Origin of the sequence: Butyrivibrio sp. DSM 10294, from assembly GCF_028539135.1 — a bacterium.
GTDB lineage: Bacteria > Bacillota > Clostridia > Lachnospirales > Lachnospiraceae > Butyrivibrio.
The window spans coordinates 1-19,421 of record NZ_JANSWL010000087.1 but is presented as its reverse complement, the minus strand read 5'-3'; the positions used below and the strand labels follow the sequence as shown (position 1 = coordinate 19,421).

The window sequence follows — 19,421 nt, the reverse complement described above, 5'->3', positions numbered from 1 at the left end:
TAGAGGAAGATGAATTAGACAGCATTGAAGAGTACTATGAAATAACTTATAAAAATGTAACTAAGAAGTATTCTTCTCAAGACTATGACGCGCTGATTGGGAAGATTAGACTATTTATCAGAATATACTTGATATCGATTTCCTTTTTTGATCCCAACGGGCTATTTGTTCAAGTACAAAACAACCATCAGCCATATTGTTTAATATGATTGATGGTTGTTTCCATAATCGTCTATTAAATCGGTTCTGCGGCCCAATATGATGCCTCATACACACCCTGAACATAATTAGAACTAAGCTTTATAGGACCAAAACTTATTACTTCTGAACCGTCCACAATCTCTTTCAGCTTTCTACCATATTCAGAATTATACACATAGTAGTCTCGGTCATCATTTGATTCTATTCTCTGTTTGAAAGCAGCTAACAGATCTATTTCCTTTATTTCCTTTTTTATCCCCTTGCTTGTCACAAAGAAATGTTCATCCATAAACCCATAGAATTCCTGAAGATCTTTCTTTACCAGTGTATATGCTGTATAAAGGTCTATTTTCAATGAAATAGGCGTGGTTTTTGTAATGTAGAAAGCTGTTATTTCCGGTCTGGATCTATCAAAGTTTCTAACGTCAACATGTTTTGTTGTATATCCATGAGTGTCCGCCTTTTCTTTGTCTATTTGCTGCAGTTCCCTATCCCGAATGATACGTAGCATTTTTCGGTATCCGTTATACTCCTCCCTCCGTATCTGTACAACATCTTCGGTATCATGTTTTATAAAAGTCTCCTTATACGATGCAGCTGGTATTCTTACAAAATCAGCTTCCTCAAGCGTTGAGACTTTCTTAAGTTTCCCTTCTTTATTCTTCTTCAAAAATACATCACTCATTTTTCTACTCTCCTTTAAAAATGGTTATATCAGAGAGGAAAAACTCTCTGATATAACATTACACATTTGTCTGCAATAAAGCAGTTGTAGATTGAAGATAATTACGGCATTTTTAGTTGTAAGAAGAAGCTATTGTTACTTCTCCCAAATCGTCATCATATAGATAAACTGTAGGATTCAGTTGTAACTTAGGATCAACAGTTTCCTCATTGACACAGTTAACCATTACTGCCAAGCTTTCCGGATCCATATATCCACTAGGAATAAACAGTACTTCCTCCGTAGAGCTTGGAAGAATATAGATTTTGCCATATCCTTTCTTTTCACAGAACTCGTGCAGTATTTTTGTAACTGCCATAATTCCTGCGCCATGTGCTTTATCATGGTAAGTTGCTACATAAAACAGATTCTCACCAAAAAGTTCTTCGGTCATCATCCCAAGAGCTTCCGCCATTGAAGTAACATGTGCCTTTTTCTCAGAATTTTGAATAGCTGCCTCATACAGTCGGTCTTCTGACATTCCGGCTTTTTCTAATATTCCTTGTGTTACCTTAATGGAACCGCTGGTACCATCTGCAATATCTACCCCAATCCTTACATACATCTCCAAATCAAGGAAAGTTCTTTTGCAGATTTCTTCATTGCCCTTTTTCTGTAAACATACAAAGGCATTGTCGAGTAAATACTCATGACTTGTAATCTTCTCAACATCAATCTGTGGAACAGGGCTCTTTGCTATTTCGCTAGCCCTGGCAACAAATGCCTCGATTGTTTCTTCTGGTGAGTGATAGATTACCGGCTTTACGTTGGAGCCATTATCGATCTGATAGCCTGTGCAGCTAACTCCGTTCTTGACCGTCTCAATTTCCTTTACCATACCGCTTTCAATTAATGCATTTAAAAATGTGCTCATTTGCACTCCTTCCTGCCCGCATCCTTGACGGGCTCAACAAATTAGTTAGTTTCCCGTCAATAAACGAGTATTCAGTTGTGCGCGTATATTACGAAAATGTTCGCTAAGCATATACGCTTTTGACATTTCAGCAGAAGATGTCTGCTATAAAGAAATGCCTGATATCATAAATATCACCTGCCACGGACTACAATCCGCGGCAACGCACGCGAGCCTAAGATCTGTTTTAGCTCGCTCGGTCGAGCATCTAATTACTACATAATCTTTCAACAATCATGTTTTGAACCATATATACTTCTTATCAATCAATCGTAATCTCGTAGTATTCATCGAAGTATTCTTTTGAAGGTTCTATACCTGCCTTCTCAAAAGCCTCTCGATCTTCAGTTAAGGTCTTGCTCATCTGATATGGTGACAGAACTGCTAAATTCCCAGAGACGAAGTTGTAATCGGAATCCTTAGATGCCCGATAGACCACCCCTCCAGATACTACGACATGTGCCAATTCAACGCCTGTTCCTGGCAAAAATTTTAATTTCATGTTTTTCTCTCCTTTCTTCACACTAGACATGAAATAGACCTATAGCTATCAACACAGTATTGCCCGCGGTTTCAATTCTGTCCTAGCTATATAACATATTATATGTAAGAAAAAGAAAATCCCAAGGGCATTACCTGACCTCTAGATGATATAGACTTTTCACCCCTATACCATTCCCAGCAGCTTCGCAGGTCTGCCCGAGCTCCCAGACCAATCATGCCCCTGATCTGCACCGAGCAGATCCAAAAGCAGGGCAGACAATGAGTGATTTTAATCTACCTCCAACGCGCTTCAAAAGCGCCCTCTTTTTAAATCCGTATTTCCCCTTGACCATCCCCTTCCATATTGACTGCTCCCTAAGTCCTTTTATTTCGCCATCGGTTTGCAAAGAGCATCATGACAGGAAATCCATATCTGGCAAGTGCTGCCCTAACGGCGTATCGTTCCTTGTCCCTTGTCATATATAGATTCCCCGTCTTTTAATGATGCAGCAAACCCGATAGATAGCGAAATGAAAGAACTAAGGAAGCAGTCAAAACATATGAAAGGAGGTGGTTAATAAGGAAAATAGCGGATTTAAAAAAGTTAAAAGCACCCCTCAAGTAAAGCTCATTCAGAATCTTGGAAGCAGTCTCCAAGAGCAAGAGCCAAAAAACCAAATAAAAAAGGAGTTTTCAAAAATGACGAAAGTTTTAGATTTTGACATCAGTAAGCTGACGGATATTGATTACATTGTTGACCACGTCCATGTAGGTGTTCAGAGCGTAGGTACTGAAGATATTGTGAAGCGAAAAAGCTCATATGAAGGAATAGAGGAATATCTCTATCTGAGAGATTCATGCAATAGACAGTCCTTTAGCGTAAAGATGAAGCCTAAGATGCTTAAGATTGCAGGAATTACGCAAAATCAGCTATTCAAAATCGCTGAAAGAAACAATCACGAGGAATTCACTGCCGAGCCACTCTTCTTAAGTATTCCGGGACTAACTGATGATACCAAGATTGATGAAACGGATGCAGCTTCGCAAATCTATGTAATCAGCAACAGACTTAGCTTTAAAGGAGCGAGCGCAATGATTGATAAAAAGGGAATAAAAGAACTTGCCGAACAAATCGGTATTCATGAATTTGTTCTTATCCCCTCATCAATCCACGAGTGCATTTTAGTACCAAAGACGGGCGAAGTAGACTTAGATTTCTTTGATAGCATGGTCCAGGAAGTCAACGCCTGTGCCGTAGAGAATAGAGATCAACTAATTGATAGAGCATATCTTATAACACTTTAAAAAATAATTTATAGCCAGGAAATGCCTTAAGGCTTTCCTGACGGAAAGGATATTATTTATGAGCAATGAAACACTAATTTTCCAAAAAAGAGTAGAATTAATGAACAGCGGAGTCATCGGGAAGTCCGGAAATCGACTTGTAAGGACCGGAGAGAATGGAAAGAAGGAATTGATTGACGAGCCGGAATTGATTCACACCGCACGAGAGTGGAAAAGAAGGGGATATAAAGTAATGCGTCAGCAGCAGCCGGTATCTAAGCTAGATATTTATAAATTCACAGGCAAAACAAAGGACGGAAAGAAAGAATATAAGATAGTTGAAGCACTTTTCTTTGCTTCTTCTCAGGTTGAAGCCTTACAAGAGGTTTAAATATTCAAATTGCTATGCAGTCCAGATTGTAAGCAGTCTGGACTGCTCTATATCAGGGATGGTTAACCATCCCTGATATAGAGCAAAAAAAAAACAAGCCATTCTGATACAAGGATCCAGAAGGCTTGTGATGCTACTTGGGAACCCCACGCCCTATATGGCCCGTTCCAAAGCCCGTTCCCAAACCTTCCCAGAAGCTGTTCTTTGTTTGGGAAAATAAGTACCAATGCTATCTGTTTTTGAGCATCAACCTTCAGGAGTGCCCTCACTTGCCTTGCCGGGAAGTGCAAATGGAAGCTGACCAATGTACTTACCGATGATTCTGTCGCAAGAGATATAAGGCTCATTCCAGTATCTTGCATCAAGTGAGTTCTCTCTGTTGTCACCAAGAACAAATACATATCCGTCAGGTACAGTAAATGTCTTGTTTGAGTTTGTCTCAACATTTACACCGATATATGCGCTCTCGTCTGCCTTTAAACCGTTGATGTAAACAAAGCCATTGTGGAACTCAATCTTGTCACCCGCAACGCCGATAACTCTCTTGGCGAAAATCTTGCCGTACTCGTCAGACCAAAACTCAATGACATCGCCCCTTAAAGGCTCTGACTTCCTGTAAGCAAGTCTGTTGTAAACTGCGGTATTACCCACGTTCAACTTCGGCTCCATTGAGCAGGATGCAACATTTGTGATTGCGATTACATGATTAACGATGATATAAACGCCGATAGCAGGAATAACAATTCTAAGGATGTACTGAAGCCAAGATGGAATAGCACCGCTATTAACCTTCTCTTGCGGAGGAAGCTGCTCTAACCTTATATCTCGTTTTACATCATGTACTAAACATACGACCATATATAGTATTAAGAAAATAAAATACAGTATGATCCATATTTTTAGCGTATCCGGACCATTGTTGTCCGTAACCAATATTGTATCTGTTGGCATTTATACTTTATCCTTTGTAAAACCTTAATAGTAGAAGAATATTTCATGGTAAAACAACTGTAATTATACATTTTTTTACCGATTTTCCAAGATGTTTAGGAAGACTTATTATCTACGATGAAACTTTTTTTGAACTATTTTTTCAATTTTCCATTTCTTGATTTTTACGTCATGTCATGCTAATATTGTACGGCGTTTAAGTGAAAATAACTCGACTCCGAGTTATAGTCGGAGTCGAGTTATTTTGCTGTAAACCTGGCAATTCCAGATAATTTGGTATAGTAATATCAGGACAAAGATAAAACAATAAAAAGTAATTTTGGAGGAAATATATTATGTTAAAGAAAATTATGGAGAAACATTTATTTAGAGTAATTGCAATAATTGTATTGTTGTGCGTAGGCTCAGTTGGCTATGTAACAGCAAAGACTAGGGATGCATGGTCATTCTCTGATGAAGAAGCAGCATACAGAGAAGAGCTGTGGAACAGTGGCATCACTGATCCGTATGAGATTGCAAGATTGTGTTCAGAAAAGTTTCCTGAGAATTATTATAATTCATGGGATGAAAACGAAGAAGTGTTTGAGAAGTTAGAGGCAGGCGGAGCAGACCTACCATTGGATCATTACCATTCAGATTCATCAACTGCATCAGCTCCTACAACATCATCTGAGGTAGCACCATCTACATCAAATACAGAGAAGTCAGAGTCTAAGGCAGCGACAAAGACAGAGACTAAGCCTGCAAAGGTTTACGCACATGACTTTGATGCGATCACAGATGAAGCAAAAGACAACTTCATTCACTTCTCAGAAGATGGTACTCCTGACAGCATGTATCTTAACATCAGAGCAGAGTCAGCGATGAATACCATTACTGGCAGAGAGCTTAATGCTACAACATCAGGTAATGAGGTTGGATCTATCAACTACGTTGACGCAGAAGGTAATGTGCTTCACTCATGGGTATTTGAGAACTGGAAGTCAGATGATGATTTTTACCTTGACCTTTCAGCATACCTTGAGCCTTATGCATCTGAGGAGCTTGTTGCAGCATACAAGCTTTCTTTACAGGATGCGACACTTCCCGAAGGAAATACTGTAATTCTTAAGGTGCAGTCTCCTTACGCTGACGACACAGTTGTAAATATCTTTACAGAAGAAACAGGAGAGCTTAAGGAAACAGGCAAGACACTCACTGTTGCAGATGGATGCATCACATTTGAGTTTACAGATGCTATTTCTACACCTGTTATATCGCCTGAAACTCTTGTTGAGAAATCTGCTGAGTCAGTAGATGAAGCAAAGGATGCTGTTGCAGCGGAAGCTGCTCCAGCAGAAGAAGTTAATGAAGCAGTTCTTGAAGTAGAAACTCCAGATCCTGCTCTTTCAACTAATACAGAAACCGTGCAGAATAATAATACCAAGTATATCATCGGTATTATCTGTGCAGTCTTGGTATTGGCAGTTGGCGTCTTCGCTGTTAATAACAAGAGAAGAAAAAAGGACGCTTAAACGCCACACCTTCTTTGGTACAGAAAAAAAATTAGATTAGAACAAGTAAAGTGTGTATGTTGAAATCACCAAATCAACATACACACTTTTTTCTCTATTATCATCGTAAATAATTGTTAGCAATGACCTCTATACGATTATGCCCCAACGCTTTACTTGCCTTAAGCATTGCAGCTCTGTCGAGCTTCTTTCCGGCTTTATCTTTGCGGCAAGTATAAACGTCGCCCTGAAACTTTTTACCTGTTCCTTTATTAGTTCTGTCATAAGGAATTTCTTCAATTGGTCTTGCATACAGTCTGTAAACTGCTCCTGCATAATCTGCTCTATATCCATGAATATCTGCATTTCCAGATACGTGTTTCCATACCTTTTCATGCGGTGCTGTAGCCTTCATGCGGTCAACAATTTGCTGCTTATTGTCACCAATAATAGGCGAATATCTCTCACGGCCACCTTTATCCTTCCGATGATGAATGAAATAGTCTTGATCAGGAAACTGTTTTATGGAATCCTTTAAAGCATTGAGGTGTTTTTCTTCGGTTTCTGTTCTTGTTTGAGTTTCCAGTAAAGCAATTTCTCTATCAATCTCGGCTCTGGTTTTTAGATCTCGGCCTTCCAGTTTTTCCATGATGTTTCTACGGCAACCGGTTCCTTTACAGAACTTCACAAACTCATCATTGTTCTTTTCAGAAAAGTGACGGTCTCTAACTGCATCTCCTCGGCTTCTTACAATATCAGCCCTGTGGCGCCGGGGTGCCAGAAAGAAGTCCTTATCATCTGGTTTGATACCGTAAAGCTTTCCCAGAGCCTCACGTTCAAGTGTGATTGTGTATGCTGAGAGCGGTTTTCCATTGATACCTCCATTATCAACCCTTGACTGCAGCCACTCATTAACATACCTCTTTGCTTGTTTTAGGCTCTTTACTTCAGGATGATTTTCTCTTACATATCGAGAAAAGTATTTACAATGTTTAAAATAACTTTCATATGTGCTGTACGAGAATATTTTGTCCCGCTCAGTTCCATTTGCAATCGCTTCTTTTTTACTTGTACCTTCACCAGAATGAAGCATCATTGTGAGACGGTCATTCATCTGTTGTGTAAGGTCCTTTTTATACTTCTTATTCTTGTACCCCATCTACATAAACTCCTTTATTTTAAAGACACTGTGGTTTTTTTATATATGCGAAAAAGACTTCCGTCTTTGTACTCATTATTTTCTTATTCATATGATTTGTTAAAGCAAAGCAGCTTCCTCAGTCCCGAAGGATCTGAATCGGCAACAGGTTTTTTTTAGATGGTTCTGTCTCCATACGTTCCATCTTGCGATGGTACAAACTTTATCTTGGTTATGTTCCCAGCCTTTATTTCTTCAGTTTAAGGTTTTCTGCCGTTCCCTTTGTGAAGTGGGTTTGTGGCATCTCCGCTGATCTATGGTAATCAGCCTACCGGTCCGAGACTTTACCGCTCTCGTCACGTTCCATTGTTGATTACGTTGAGTTGGAGATCAACGGATGTCAGCCATCACCTTCGTTGTTATACAGCCAACGTTGCTATCACTTCGGTTTACGGGTTCCCGGTACATTTTAAAAATGATGCTTCAAAAAATGTTTTTCAGCATTTACAGTGACCATTATCCCCTCGGCATATGGCGTCATCGGGATCGCCTGGAATCACCTGAGCTGTACCAACTCAGTAAAAGCGATAAATATAAGGTATTCAAGGATATTATAGATTTTTTTGACAAATATCCAAGAAATCAAGATACGTGTATTTTTGTACATATCGGTTTACTCGTTCGCGATTTTGGCTACCCAAAATCGTAAATCGAGTAAACCGATATTTTCCTCGCCACGTTTATTTGTACCAACTGAAATTATGGAGGACTAGTTCTCTTATGATTCTATGTGCGGGAATATATTATTTGCATGGAACTGCATGAAATATAGAAATCCTAAAAACAGGGATAAATAGAGCTGAAAAATTGACACAATATAGCATTAATGCTATATTTTAAGTACAAAAAAGGTACTACCCGTACAGCAACGGCTAGTCCGAAAATAGGGTATTATTAAAATAACCGCTAGTTTGCAGGCTGTGAGGTGACCCCAAAAAGTTAGACTTTTTAGCAAGCCAGATTTCTGGCTTGCTTTTTTCATGCAACCATTTTGCTAAGCCTATATTGAACAGGGCTTAGCCAGCCAAGTCTTTCTTTGATTCGTTGCTCATTATAATACTTTATAAATCTTTCTATTTCTGATTTTAATTCCTCATAACTATAGTAGACAACCCCATAGTAGATTTCCTGTTTCAGAAGGCCAAAGAAATTCTCCATCACTGAATTATCATGACAGTTACCTTTTCTTGACATGCTTTGAAAAATTCTTTCTTCCTTAAGCCTGCGAGTATAGGCTTTCATCTGATAAGCCCATCCCTGATCTGAGTGAAAGGTCCTTCTATAAGGACAATCTGAAGTGATTTCAATTGCTTCGTTTAAAGCATTCATGATACTTGATGCTGATGGATGCTTATCTATACCAAAGCTGACTATCTCGCCATTAAACATGTCCATAAATGGATCTAGGTATAGTTTTTCCATTATCATCCGACCCTTCGAATCAATTGTATAATACTTGAATTCAGAGGTGTCCGTTGTGATCTTTTGGTGTGGTATATGTGTTTTAAATCTACGGCGGATTCTATTTGGTGCAATAGTGCCTACCTTGCCCTTGTATGAACTATACCTTCTGCTCTTTCTGGTGAAAGAAGTGACCTGAATTCCCAGGCCTTGCACTATGCTTTGTACTTTTTTCTTATTGATTTTGATTCCCTGGTTATTATTGAGTTCTCCACAGATGCGCCTATAGCCATAATCTTTATTGTTTTCACGAATTTCCAGAATTCGCTTTTTTATATCCTCATCAGGGTCAGTTCTGTCAAATCTTTTCTGCCAATACATGTAGGTGGCTTTAGGGAATTTTAATACAGCGAGAATGTCTTTTAGTTTGAATTCTCTTCGGAGGCTGTGGACGATTCTCGCTGTTCTTTCAGAAGAGCTTCCTCTTCTAAACGCAGCCTCCTCAGTTCTTTTAAATAAGCATTCTCGATTCGTAATTTTAGCAGTTCATCCTCTAGTTCTTTTACATGCTCTGCGCTAGTATTAACAACAGCATCATTGTTGCTAATGACTCTTTTTTTATGATCTTTACTCAATGTTTTTTTACGCCCCAACTTTCTTTGTCGCAATCCATCAGGGCCGGCTACTCTAAAGGCGCTTACCCACCTTGCTATCATTGAAGGATTCTTGATTCCCTCTGCAAAAGCCAGCTCCTCATAGGAAACTTCAGTGCTTAAATATAACTCTACCACATGGAGCTTATACTCGAAAGAATACTGTTCCTTGCGACGTGATCTCATAAGGCCATCGTCACCATACTCCTTATAAGCATGAACCCAGCTTCTAACTTGTTTTTCTGTGCTTATGTTGTATTTTGAAGCCAGAGTAGTTGATCCTATTCCCTTATTGATATACTCGAGGACAACTTTCTTTTTAAATTCAAAACTGTATTTTGCCATAAATAAACCGACCTCCAAACGTCAGATTTTAGGTCTAACTTTTGGGGGTCGGTTCACTGGGCGGTTATTTTAATGCTTGCTATTCCTACCAATGGAATAGCCAAGACCAAAGAACGTAGCGCAAAGCGCCAAAACTCCAATCAAGCCTTCCATGGTTATCATAGGGCAGGTTCCTCCTATAGTTATTCCCTTTCGGGTTTCTATATAAACAGGGCTTGTACTCCCTGATAGAGGACTAACCGCAACCGTTTAGGTAGCACCATGATATTATTATAGGTAACGTAAAATGCCGTGTAAACTCAAATCGTTATAAAGACTATGGGCTACACTGCATTTCGTAGATGGTATATTTTATACATCTGATTAAGAAAATTGGTGACCAAGTTGGTGACCAAAAGGCCAAGCTGATGCCGTCAAACCTCCTTTCTATGCGGGTTTGCGATTTGTAAATCGTGTTCGAATCACGTCACTCCGATTGATTAAAACCGCTCAACAGATTGAGCGGTTTTTTCTTTATTAGTTACTTATTGGTACTCATTGATACTTTATGGCTGGATTATCCGGTTAAATTACGTATCATCTAGAGTTTTTATCTAAACAGACGTAGTCCTTTCCGGGCATTACGTCTAAAATCCCATTTTTATTTATTAGAAGTAGCGTGCTAAGTTTTTTATTACGTCTATATTGGGGGAAAATGTATAAATACGTAAATCTGATTTGGAAGTGAAAAAGCAGGCAGAATTATTACGTCTTACTCAATGAATTATGCAGATAGACGTAAGTAATTTTGAATTTCTGTGGGACCGCTACGTCGCATACAGAAAATTGCATTATAAGACGTAACGAGATTTTGGGACTACGTCATATATGAGAAAACATGCATAAAGACGTAATCAGCCAACTGTTACACAACTAAATGTTATCTGTATTACGAACAAGAATGATGGGCTTGTATAGAGCAAAAGAATAGAGCAAAAGAATAGAGCATAAGAATAGAGCATAAGAATAGAGCATAAGAATAAAGCATAACAATAGAGTGTAACTATAGAACTGTCAGAATTTGCCATGTAAAAGAATAGAGAAAAAAGGAGGATAGCGTGATCGATTACACAAAAGAACTAAATGACCAGTTAGATGAACTAAATCTGTTACTTGAAGAGGCAGACAACAGATTAAAGAAGGCGTGGAATATCGAAGAGGGAAAGCTTCGAGTCTGTTCCAGCCATGGTTGTCCGCAATATCATTTCAGAGCTAAGGGGCAAGAGCAAGAAAAATATATTCCGACTTATGAGAAAGATAAGATTAAAGCGCTTGTTCAAAGAGAATATGATATAAGCATAAAGAATGAATTGGAAGTCTCAAGCAAAAAGCTTCAGAAATTTCTAAAGAGCTATGATTTTAATGCAATCAATGCTGTCTATGATAAACTTCATCAAGGCCGAAAAATTATGGTCAATCCTATAATTCCTTCACAAGATATGAGAATTGAAGAATGGTATCATAACAATCCCGGCGGTAAGAATTCATATGAAAAAGATATTGCTTATGTTACTAAGCGAGGAGAAATAGTTAGATCCAAATCAGAAAAAATACTTGCAGATGCATTTTGTGATAGCGGCATACCATATCAGTACGAACCCTGTTATGAACTGAAAGCAGATCATTATAATTCAGAGCAAAACAATGATAGTAGATTAGAAAGGCGTATATATCCGGATTTTGTTCTTTACAATGTGAAAAAGGATAAAACTATTTATTGGGAGCACCTTGGCCTGGTTGAAGAAGAGGGATATGCCAACAAAAACTTCAAAAAGCTAATGGATTATGAGAAAAATGGACTTATCATTGGAGATAATTTAATAATAACCATGGAAAGCAAAGATATGCCACTGGATGTAAGGATTGTAAATAGGAAAATAGATGAATTCTTAAGGTAGCACTATATGGAAAAAAATAAAAAAACGATAACAGATATTAACTATTAACAAATGTTATCCGATAAATAAGATGTAAGGATAACTATACATATTTTTAGGCGCAATATTTATAGATACATAATACACGGAGGTAGACAAATGGCTTTATCAAATATAATGACAAGATCCCTTATATCTGCCAGTAGTTCCATGAAACAAGTAAAAGCTCAGCATGCAATAAAGTCGCAAATGGAAGGAAAAACCGGAGTGCTTGAAGCTGAGATCAAACAGGATTCCAATACTGGTGGAAATGTTGAGAAAAAGAAGGAAGAGCTTGCTCATTTTCAGCAGAAGGCATCAGAACTTGGCAAACAGGAAATGTCTCAGCTGTCAGAACTTAATAGCAATATGAACGAGGCAGCCAAGGCAGATGCTGAGGAGCAAAAGCAGAATGAACGTATTGAAAAGCAGCGTGAGAAGAAACGTGCTGAGAGAAGAGAGCAGGCCGAGCAGCTTCAGGAACAGATTGCTGAAAAGGCTTCCGGAAATGTTCAGATTCCTGGTGAAGGCGAAGAAAAACAGATTACTGTTGCAGGTGTAGAAGTGAAAACTAAGTCTGCATCAACTTATAATACCAGTGTTCCTCATATAGACGAAAGAGTAGCACCAACGACTCCTTCAGAAGTATCTGCAAGCATTTCAGTTAATCACAGCTTGGATATAAAGACTTAAAATCTTAAATGTTTATTAATTTGCGTTTATAATTAATGTTTGTTATTTCATGTGTTATCCTATAAATAGAGAAATAATCTGATTAAGCACATGCGGGAGGTATATTATGCCAAGAGAAGAGATGCTTCCAAGTGAAAGCGAATGGATGATCATGGAGGTGCTTTGGAGATGCGGCCATGACCTTACATCTGCTGAGATAACAGACAGACTTCCGAAGTCTTCCAAGATGACACAGAGAATGGTAAGAGTCTTGATAAACAGACTTTGCAAAAAAGGAATGCTTACATATACCGTGGATCCGGATGACAGCAGGGTTTATCACTATACAGCTGCAAGAGGAAGAGAGGAGTGCCAAAAGGCAAAGAGCAGTGCTTTTGTTGAAAGCTATTTTGAAGGTAACAGGCTTTCCGCTGCATTTGCAGTATTAGATAAAGAAAATCTATCTGAAGAACAGATAAAGGAACTGGAAAACCTAATAGCTAAGGCTAAAGAAAAAAGATAATAATTGCAGAGGTCAGCCCGAATCACATGCTGATGAGGGCGTGAGAAAATGATACGAAAGTGAGCGTGTCTCTTTGCCGAAGGCAAATCTGATAGGCACGCGAATATCTATGAAGGAACTGAATAGATATAAATGAGTCTCACGGATGAGCAAAGGAGCAGTTATGCAGGGAATGCTGTTATTCTTTAATGAGCTATATAGGTTTTTAGAATTTGTATGCGTCTATTTTTCGACCATACTTGGTTTTTGTGTAATCATATCGATTTTTGTTTTGGGGATCATTATGATTCTGCGGAGCACGCTGTTTTCTAAGAGCGTTTTTGGGAAGGCTGCTTTGTGGTGTCTATTGATTCCTGTTATTTTTTGCGGGAAGCTTCATGTTTACTATGAGACTAAGGCCGGTTTATATCTGATGCTATGGTGGCATGATTTATGTGTAAGGCACACATGGATAGGAGTTCTTTACATCATTGTAATATTGGCATTGGGATTTAAATTTTGGTGGAGAAGGAAAAAGCTTTCAGATTCAGTAAATCGTTATTATGATTCCGAAGAGTACAGTTCAAAATATGTAATCAAGGCGTTTCCTGGTGAACTGTCTTCGTTTTGCACTGGATGCATAAGACCTGTAATTGTTATCCCTGAAAGCATTTCATCCGATGAAGCCGGGGTTGTTATAAAGCATGAAGAGACGCACATTATGCTCGGACATCTTTGGATACTTCTGGCATATGATATCCTGCGAGTTATGCTGTGGCCTAATCTGTTCCTGCATCTTTGCGTAGGATATATGAAAAGAGACCTTGAGGACATCTGCGACACTGTTACAATCCAGAGAAGCGGAATTGATGCATGTGATTATGGCGAGACAATCTTAGGTTGTGCCAGGCATATGATGCAGACAAGGAAAAAGCTCGGATGCGAGGGCGGAATGTCTTTTGCGTGGGATGACAGCTATAAGATTCTGAAAAAAAGATTGGAAAGGATCGTTGCCAGAAAAGCCTATAATCTAAAGATTCTATCTATTGGTGCAGTTGCATTAGTGATTCTGGTTGTAGCTTCAGTAGGAATCATTAAAGCCAATTCATATAATAGGACCAATGATCTGGGAATGATAAGTGGAATTTGTTATACAGGAAATGCTCAGAAAATCTATACAGATGTGGAAAGATCAATCGTAGTAGATTTTGATGATGATTATGTTTACGTGGATGGAAAGGCTCTGTTGGAGCAATATCCTGAGGCAAAAGGAACAGATGAATGGTTTCACATTTCATCAGGCGGCTACTATAAGATCCCCGGAATCGGCGGCGGTGGTGGTTGGGCTGAGATTAGTGCAACCGAAATTCATGACGGAATTATAAAGCTGGATAATCATACTGATATGGGTATTTGGGACCGCATTATCATGTGGCTGTAAGGAGGTGATAATGCTGTGAATGGCGGATGGGAAATAAATGTAAGCGGAAATACAACGCATTACAGAAAAAAACTCTATGATGCCTACCGTAATCATGTTGGAACTATAGGAATCTGTAAACCGACAAAGCAGACCGGCAAAAAGAAAAAGGCTGCTCTTTACAGTTTCAAACAGGTTTCGTCGCAGGTGCTCGCTGCAAAGACATCAGGGAAAGCTGCACAGGTATCAACGAGCATAAGGATGAAGATAGGTCTTTTGCGTAAGCAGCTAAAAAACGGTGACTACGATGAAGAGGAAATTCTAAGGGCTATACTTCATGCTGAAATGGTACAGCGTGCCTGTGACAAGAAAAAGAAGAATCTGAAGATGGAAGAACGGGCAGAAAGAGGCATTGAAAGTGAAGAAGAAATGCCTCTTGAGCCTGAAGAAACCATTGATGAAGAGGCTTCTGAGGAAGAGATTAAAGAGCTGGAACAGGAAGAGTTTGAAGCTCTTATGGAAAAGCTGGATGAGGCTTACGAGGACATGATGGAAGAGGCATCCGAAACAGCTGAGCTAGATGAGGATCTGGATGAGATGGCAGAAGCTCTTTCCGGATCTATGACACCGGAAGATCTTGAGCAGCTTAAGGTAAAACACAGATCGGATGAAGCAAGGGATATCTTAAAAGCTGACCTGAAATATCTGAAAGCCTTGTTTGACAGATTACAGTCAGAAAAAGAAAATGCTGGGAAAGCCTCATTTGCTGGAGGATATGACAGCGGAGTTTCGTTGTCACTTGGAGGAATGGATATGCCAGTAACCACCACATCATCGCAAAGTATGCCGGTGGAAACAGGTGGATCATTTGATGCCACAGTTTAAACTATTTTTTTACAGATACTGCTAACAGATGTTAATAAAAGGATGCTAGTCGCACTTAGCGAGCAAAGCGAGCTTAGTAAGACTGTATCCGAAGTGAAACGGAGGTGGTATTACATTATGAGTATCGGAATCAACACAAACTATGGAAACTACAACTATGCAGGCGTTAATAATGCTGAGCCTAGCTGGGCAAAGAACGATGAGAAAGACGAAAAGAAGGAATCAGCGGTAAACCAGCAGGGCGCTGTATATGAGAAGACAGCCACAGAGAAGAATAGCAAAGAGGATGATTCCAAGGCAATCTATAAGAAATCAGCTACAGACAGAGCAGCTATTGTTCAGCAGATGAAAGCAGCAGAGGAACAGCAGAGAAAGCAGCTAATGGCAATAGTTCAGAAAACTCTGCAGGGACAGGTAGGTGCATATGGCAAGGCTACAGGAAACAGCATGTGGCAACAGCTTGCTGGTGGAAATATCAAGGTTGATGCGGCAACAAGAGCACAGGCACAGAAAGATATTTCCGAGGATGGATACTATGGAGTAAAGCAGACATCTCAGAGACTATTTGACTTTGCTGCAGCTCTTGCGGGAGATGATGTCGACAAGATGAAAGAGATGCAGAAAGCTATGGAAAAGGGATTCAAGCAGGCTACTAAGACCTGGGGACGTGAACTTCCGGCAATATGCAAAGAGACTATGAATGCAGCCAATAAGCTGTTTGAGGATTATTATCAGCAAGCTTCACTAAGCTCGTAAGAACCTCGCTAAGTGAACTTGCATGGCTCGCACTAAGCTCAAAAGAACTTCGCTAAGTGCTCTGCTCAACTCTAATGAACAGGTGGTTTGATAATAGCGAAGGGGGCTGGTGGTTATGGCAGATGGTCTTAAAACATTTTTTAGGGAACTCTTAGATCCAAGTCCTATCAAAGAAAAGCACGTTGATCTCACGATGGAGCAGTTTGAAGAGCTTCAGAGAATATTGGAGAACGCCTATGAATATAAACATGCAAGGGTTAAATCTTCTTAACAGACCTATGAGCAAAGCAACGCAGGACCGAATGGAAAGACAGGTGAGGCGTGATAATCAGATAGCCTTCTTTGAAAAGCAGAAGGAAAACCTGGGGAACATGAAAACTAATTCTCTTGAAGATATCCAGAGAAAGCTCGATATGTTCCAACAGTATGATGACCAGATTGATGCAGCTAAATCCTCATATAACAACTCACAGATGTTCCATATACTGGATGAGGCCAGAGAACGCGGTGAAAAGATTGCTGAAGAAGCTGAGAAGATGGCTCCAAAGACTCCGGAAGAGCGTCGCGAGGAAATGATCGAGGAAGCAATTGGTATCGATAAGGATAAAGGTATTCTTTCTGAAGTCATGGATGAGCTTGAGAACCAGATTGAAGAACTTACCGAAATGGCAGAGGACATGGCAGAGCTTAGCGAGGAGAATCTTGAAGCGCTATCAGATGAAGCTCTTGCTGAAACTGATGCCGCTGCAATAGCTCAGGCGAAGGAAATAAATAACATGCCTGTTGATAAAGCTTTGCCTGAAAAATACAGGCATATTGATTACCACATTTAAGGAATGGATTCCGGGTAATGGCAAAGGAGGGTGGATATATGTCAACAATCAGAGGATATTCACAGAGCAACTATTATGATAGCGCAGATAACGATTATAGCGCATATAACCAAAATGCCAGTTCGTTCCTGGCTGGGTTAAGTATCAATTCAGGGAACAGCAATAATAATGGCATCATGGGTGGAATAAACCTCTCAGATTACGCCAGTATAAAGAATGGATCCTATGGGAAACTTGTTAAGGCCTATTATGCCAAGCAGAAGGCTGATGGTGCTTCATCAGGCAGGGATTCATCTGCAAAACTTACTTCCATGGGAAGTGCAGCAGGTACTCTGGCAAAGTCCGCAAGTGCTCTTATGAAGGACTCTCTTTGGGAAAAGAAACAGATCAAGACTAAAGATGAGAAGACGGGCGAAGAGACTACAAAAGAAGATATAGACCTGGATTCAATTACCAAGGCTGTAAAGTCATTTGTTGATAATTACAACAAAACTATTGAGAGTGCCGGTAATTCGAACACCAAGGATGTTTTAAGAAATGCTGCATGGATGACCAAGACCACAAAGTCTACAGAAAGGCTTCTGGAGCGTGCTGGTATTTCAGTAGGTGCTGATAATAAGCTTGAGCTTGATGAAGACGCCCTTAAAAAGGCTGATATCAGTACTTTAAAGAGTGTATTTACAGGTTATAACTCTTTTGAATCAAAGGTTTACGACAAGGCGCAGTCAATGACAAACGCCGCAGCAAGAGCCGGAGGCACGTATACGAGCACTGGAAATTATTCAGATGTGCTGTCATCAATTTTGCCTTCAAATATCGATAAAAAGGAGTGAGTATGTCAGGAAGGGGCTGAGATTATGAAAATTACAGGTGCTTACGATCCTTACACAATTGCAAATGGTGAAAATACCAAGAAAAAGCCAAATTCTGTCAAAGAATATTCGAACTACTTGACACAGAAATATGGCTGCTTGACTCCAGGAGCTAATTCTGCTGTCTCTGTCACTGGCGGATTACTACGAAAGCAATGGCTGATGAGAAAACCGGCGCATGGCTGGAACGAGAATTAGCAAAGGCACCAGATTATATTAAGGCAGCCCAACAATCAGCTAAAGCGCATGGAGCCACTTTGAAGTCTGTGACTATCGAATTTGGCGAAGAATATAGCACAATGTGTACACTTACTGTGACGGATGGTGGTGGTACAGATCCAGAAATAGATAAGTGGCTTGAAAAGCTAAAAGAGAAAAAGGCAGAGCAAAAGAAAGCCGAGAAGAGACTGCAGAAGGAACAGCAAGTTATAGAATCACAAGAGGACCTTTATTCTATGGAGCTGCAGGGTAAAGATCTTGAAGATTTGACAAAACAGTTTTCCAGAAAATTGTCAGAGAAAATGGTTGTGAATCCAAATGGCAGTTTTGATGTCAGGGCTTGACTAAAAGCTATTTTTTGCCGATATACAAATAGAAAACCATAATTATGCATGATACATGATAGTGTCAGATTTATCGCAGGTGGAGGTGCTTTATGAGGATACAACAGAACACGGATGTTCAAATAAATCCTTTTCAAAATCAGGATAATGTCAGGATTGCCGCAGGTGCGGGAAAAACCGCTCATAAGAGTGGTAATCTGTCCTCAGTATCTGGGGCTAATCTCAAGGGTGAAAGTCTTGTTCAGCAGAGGCAGGGCCTTGCAAGAAAGCAGGCACTTAAGGTTGTGTCAGATGCTTTTGGCGGCGAGAAGAAGCTGGATGCTCAGATGCAGGGCATTAAAGATGAGATAAAGCGTCTTCAGGATGTGATAAACGAAAAGACTGCTGATACGATGGAGAATGCTGCCAGGCTAAAAGAGTTACAGGAACAATATGGAATTGATCCGGACAGCGAAGAGAATAATGAGCTTTCAAAACTTGCGTTTAAGATGAATAATTCCAAGGATGGCTTATCTGATGAAGAAAAAAGCAAAATGTCAGAGTATCAGCAGCAGGCTTTATACTATGTTGCGAAGAATCAGCAGAATTCACTTGATATAGACAGGGCAAAAGCTCAGCAGATGGGAAATGTTCAGGGCTATGCAGATATGAAAAGAGAACGAGCTAAGTCACAGGATATGCTGAAAGCTCAGGATGAAGCTGAAGATATTATGGAAGCAGCGGGCGAAGAGGCTATAGCTCTTTTGACGCAGGAAGCAGCTGAGCATGTAGATGAAGAGCAGAAAGAACGCGAGGAAGAAGCCAAAGAAGCTGCCGAAAAGAAGAAAGAAGAGAAGAAGGAAGAAGCAAAGAAACTCGAAAAAGAAGCTATGCAGCAGGAAATGATAGAGAATATCAAGGAACACGCTGCAGAGAGCCAGAGAACC

General features: G+C 39.8%; 20 protein-coding genes. 14 read left to right on the top strand and 6 right to left on the bottom strand.

Annotation, left to right across the window (positions count from 1 at the left end):
* Positions 1 to 235: 235 nt before the first annotated feature.
* The 3 genes from NXH67_RS14050 to NXH67_RS14040 form a co-directional block, all read right to left on the bottom strand.
* Positions 236 to 886 carry a hypothetical protein gene (locus NXH67_RS14050; protein ID WP_272797785.1) on the bottom strand — a complete coding sequence of 217 codons (651 nt, stop codon included), beginning with the start codon at positions 884 to 886 and terminating at the stop codon, positions 236 to 238.
* A 112-nt stretch (positions 887 to 998) separates the two neighbouring features.
* Positions 999 to 1,799, bottom strand: a complete 801-nt coding sequence (locus NXH67_RS14045; protein WP_272797784.1) for a DUF5688 family protein — start codon at positions 1,797 to 1,799, stop codon at positions 999 to 1,001.
* A gap of 301 nt (positions 1,800 to 2,100) precedes the next feature.
* The gene (locus NXH67_RS14040; protein ID WP_272797783.1) at positions 2,101 to 2,340 is read right to left on the bottom strand and encodes a hypothetical protein; all 240 of its coding nucleotides are present in this window, start codon (positions 2,338 to 2,340) and stop codon (positions 2,101 to 2,103) included.
* A 551-nt stretch (positions 2,341 to 2,891) separates the two neighbouring features.
* On the opposite strand from NXH67_RS14040, the gene NXH67_RS14035 reads away from it, so the two are divergent.
* Both NXH67_RS14035 and NXH67_RS14030 read left to right on the top strand, forming a co-directional pair.
* On the top strand, positions 2,892 to 3,626 hold the full coding sequence (locus tag NXH67_RS14035; protein ID WP_272797782.1) for a DUF5688 family protein: 735 nt from the start codon (positions 2,892 to 2,894) through the stop codon (positions 3,624 to 3,626).
* A gap of 58 nt (positions 3,627 to 3,684) precedes the next feature.
* On the top strand, positions 3,685 to 3,996 hold the full coding sequence (locus tag NXH67_RS14030; RefSeq protein WP_272797781.1) for a hypothetical protein: 312 nt from the start codon (positions 3,685 to 3,687) through the stop codon (positions 3,994 to 3,996).
* A 246-nt stretch (positions 3,997 to 4,242) separates the two neighbouring features.
* On the opposite strand, the gene lepB is transcribed toward NXH67_RS14030, so the two are convergent.
* Positions 4,243 to 4,854, bottom strand: coding sequence for a signal peptidase I (lepB, locus tag NXH67_RS14025; protein WP_272797780.1), 612 nt, complete (start codon positions 4,852 to 4,854; stop codon positions 4,243 to 4,245).
* Between the two features lie 428 nt (positions 4,855 to 5,282).
* Here lepB and NXH67_RS14020 point away from each other — a divergent pair, with 428 nt between their 5' ends.
* Positions 5,283 to 6,461: a hypothetical protein gene (locus NXH67_RS14020; RefSeq protein WP_272797779.1), complete on the top strand. Its 1,179-nt coding sequence runs from the start codon at positions 5,283 to 5,285 to the stop codon at positions 6,459 to 6,461.
* Between the two features lie 100 nt (positions 6,462 to 6,561).
* On the opposite strand, the gene NXH67_RS14015 is transcribed toward NXH67_RS14020, so the two are convergent.
* Positions 6,562 to 7,599, bottom strand: coding sequence for a hypothetical protein (locus NXH67_RS14015; protein ID WP_272797778.1), 1,038 nt, complete (start codon positions 7,597 to 7,599; stop codon positions 6,562 to 6,564).
* Positions 7,600 to 8,616: 1,017 nt separating this feature from the next.
* Positions 8,617 to 10,037, bottom strand: a protein-coding gene (locus tag NXH67_RS14010) for an IS3 family transposase (RefSeq protein ID WP_272797777.1) whose coding sequence is annotated in 2 segments (ribosomal slippage) — positions 8,617 to 9,554 and positions 9,554 to 10,037 — 1,422 coding nt in all. Because the reading frame shifts where the segments join, the coding sequence is not laid out codon by codon here.
* A 1,097-nt stretch (positions 10,038 to 11,134) separates the two neighbouring features.
* On the opposite strand from NXH67_RS14010, the gene NXH67_RS14005 reads away from it, so the two are divergent.
* The 11 genes from NXH67_RS14005 to NXH67_RS13955 all read left to right on the top strand — a co-directional run.
* Positions 11,135 to 11,974 carry a hypothetical protein gene (locus NXH67_RS14005; RefSeq protein WP_022780038.1) on the top strand — a complete coding sequence of 280 codons (840 nt, stop codon included), beginning with the start codon at positions 11,135 to 11,137 and terminating at the stop codon, positions 11,972 to 11,974.
* Positions 11,975 to 12,112: 138 nt separating this feature from the next.
* Entirely contained in the window at positions 12,113 to 12,685 is a 573-nt protein-coding gene (locus tag NXH67_RS14000; RefSeq protein ID WP_022780037.1) for a hypothetical protein, read from the top strand.
* Positions 12,686 to 12,791: 106 nt separating this feature from the next.
* Positions 12,792 to 13,187, top strand: a complete 396-nt coding sequence (locus tag NXH67_RS13995) for a BlaI/MecI/CopY family transcriptional regulator (protein WP_022780036.1) — start codon at positions 12,792 to 12,794, stop codon at positions 13,185 to 13,187.
* 145 nt (positions 13,188 to 13,332) lie between these two features.
* Positions 13,333 to 14,607, top strand: coding sequence for a M56 family metallopeptidase (locus NXH67_RS13990; protein WP_330676714.1), 1,275 nt, complete (start codon positions 13,333 to 13,335; stop codon positions 14,605 to 14,607).
* 15 nt (positions 14,608 to 14,622) lie between these two features.
* Positions 14,623 to 15,471 carry a hypothetical protein gene (locus NXH67_RS13985; RefSeq protein ID WP_272797776.1) on the top strand — a complete coding sequence of 283 codons (849 nt, stop codon included), beginning with the start codon at positions 14,623 to 14,625 and terminating at the stop codon, positions 15,469 to 15,471.
* Positions 15,472 to 15,588: 117 nt separating this feature from the next.
* Positions 15,589 to 16,227 carry a hypothetical protein gene (locus NXH67_RS13980; RefSeq protein WP_022780033.1) on the top strand — a complete coding sequence of 213 codons (639 nt, stop codon included), beginning with the start codon at positions 15,589 to 15,591 and terminating at the stop codon, positions 16,225 to 16,227.
* Positions 16,228 to 16,342: 115 nt separating this feature from the next.
* Positions 16,343 to 16,498, top strand: a complete 156-nt coding sequence (locus tag NXH67_RS13975; protein ID WP_155840017.1) for a hypothetical protein — start codon at positions 16,343 to 16,345, stop codon at positions 16,496 to 16,498.
* A complete protein-coding gene (locus NXH67_RS13970; protein WP_272797775.1) occupies positions 16,464 to 17,060 on the top strand; it encodes a hypothetical protein in 597 nt (198 codons plus the stop codon). Before NXH67_RS13975 ends, NXH67_RS13970 begins: the two co-directional genes overlap by 35 nt.
* 38 nt (positions 17,061 to 17,098) lie before the next feature.
* The gene (locus NXH67_RS13965) at positions 17,099 to 17,893 is read left to right on the top strand and encodes a hypothetical protein (protein WP_272797774.1); all 795 of its coding nucleotides are present in this window, start codon (positions 17,099 to 17,101) and stop codon (positions 17,891 to 17,893) included.
* Positions 17,894 to 18,087: 194 nt separating this feature from the next.
* Positions 18,088 to 18,495, top strand: coding sequence for a hypothetical protein (locus NXH67_RS13960; RefSeq protein ID WP_272797773.1), 408 nt, complete (start codon positions 18,088 to 18,090; stop codon positions 18,493 to 18,495).
* A gap of 92 nt (positions 18,496 to 18,587) precedes the next feature.
* Positions 18,588 to 19,421, top strand: an 834-nt coding sequence (locus tag NXH67_RS13955; protein ID WP_272797772.1) for a hypothetical protein, incomplete at its 3' end; no start/stop codon positions are given.

Bases quoted from the DNA above. Each gene is read 5' to 3' on its own strand.
- NXH67_RS14050 (WP_272797785.1), bottom strand. From the start codon at position 886: ATGAGTGATGTATTTTTGAAGAAGAATAAAGAAGGGAAACTTAAGAAA.
- NXH67_RS14045 (WP_272797784.1), bottom strand. From the start codon at position 1,799: ATGAGCACATTTTTAAATGCATTAATTGAAAGCGGTATGGTAAAGGAA.
- NXH67_RS14040 (WP_272797783.1), bottom strand. From the start codon at position 2,340: ATGAAATTAAAATTTTTGCCAGGAACAGGCGTTGAATTGGCACATGTC.
- NXH67_RS14030 (WP_272797781.1), top strand. From the start codon at position 3,685: ATGAGCAATGAAACACTAATTTTCCAAAAAAGAGTAGAATTAATGAAC.
- lepB (WP_272797780.1), bottom strand. From the start codon at position 4,854: ATGGTCGTATGTTTAGTACATGATGTAAAACGAGATATAAGGTTAGAG.
- NXH67_RS14020 (WP_272797779.1), top strand. From the start codon at position 5,283: ATGTTAAAGAAAATTATGGAGAAACATTTATTTAGAGTAATTGCAATA.
- NXH67_RS14015 (WP_272797778.1), bottom strand. From the start codon at position 7,599: ATGGGGTACAAGAATAAGAAGTATAAAAAGGACCTTACACAACAGATG.
- NXH67_RS14000 (WP_022780037.1), top strand. From the start codon at position 12,113: ATGGCTTTATCAAATATAATGACAAGATCCCTTATATCTGCCAGTAGT.
- NXH67_RS13995 (WP_022780036.1), top strand. From the start codon at position 12,792: ATGCCAAGAGAAGAGATGCTTCCAAGTGAAAGCGAATGGATGATCATG.
- NXH67_RS13990 (WP_330676714.1), top strand. From the start codon at position 13,333: ATGAGCAAAGGAGCAGTTATGCAGGGAATGCTGTTATTCTTTAATGAG.
- NXH67_RS13980 (WP_022780033.1), top strand. From the start codon at position 15,589: ATGAGTATCGGAATCAACACAAACTATGGAAACTACAACTATGCAGGC.
- NXH67_RS13975 (WP_155840017.1), top strand. From the start codon at position 16,343: ATGGCAGATGGTCTTAAAACATTTTTTAGGGAACTCTTAGATCCAAGT.
- NXH67_RS13970 (WP_272797775.1), top strand. From the start codon at position 16,464: ATGAATATAAACATGCAAGGGTTAAATCTTCTTAACAGACCTATGAGC.
- NXH67_RS13965 (WP_272797774.1), top strand. From the start codon at position 17,099: ATGTCAACAATCAGAGGATATTCACAGAGCAACTATTATGATAGCGCA.
- NXH67_RS13960 (WP_272797773.1), top strand. From the start codon at position 18,088: ATGGCTGATGAGAAAACCGGCGCATGGCTGGAACGAGAATTAGCAAAG.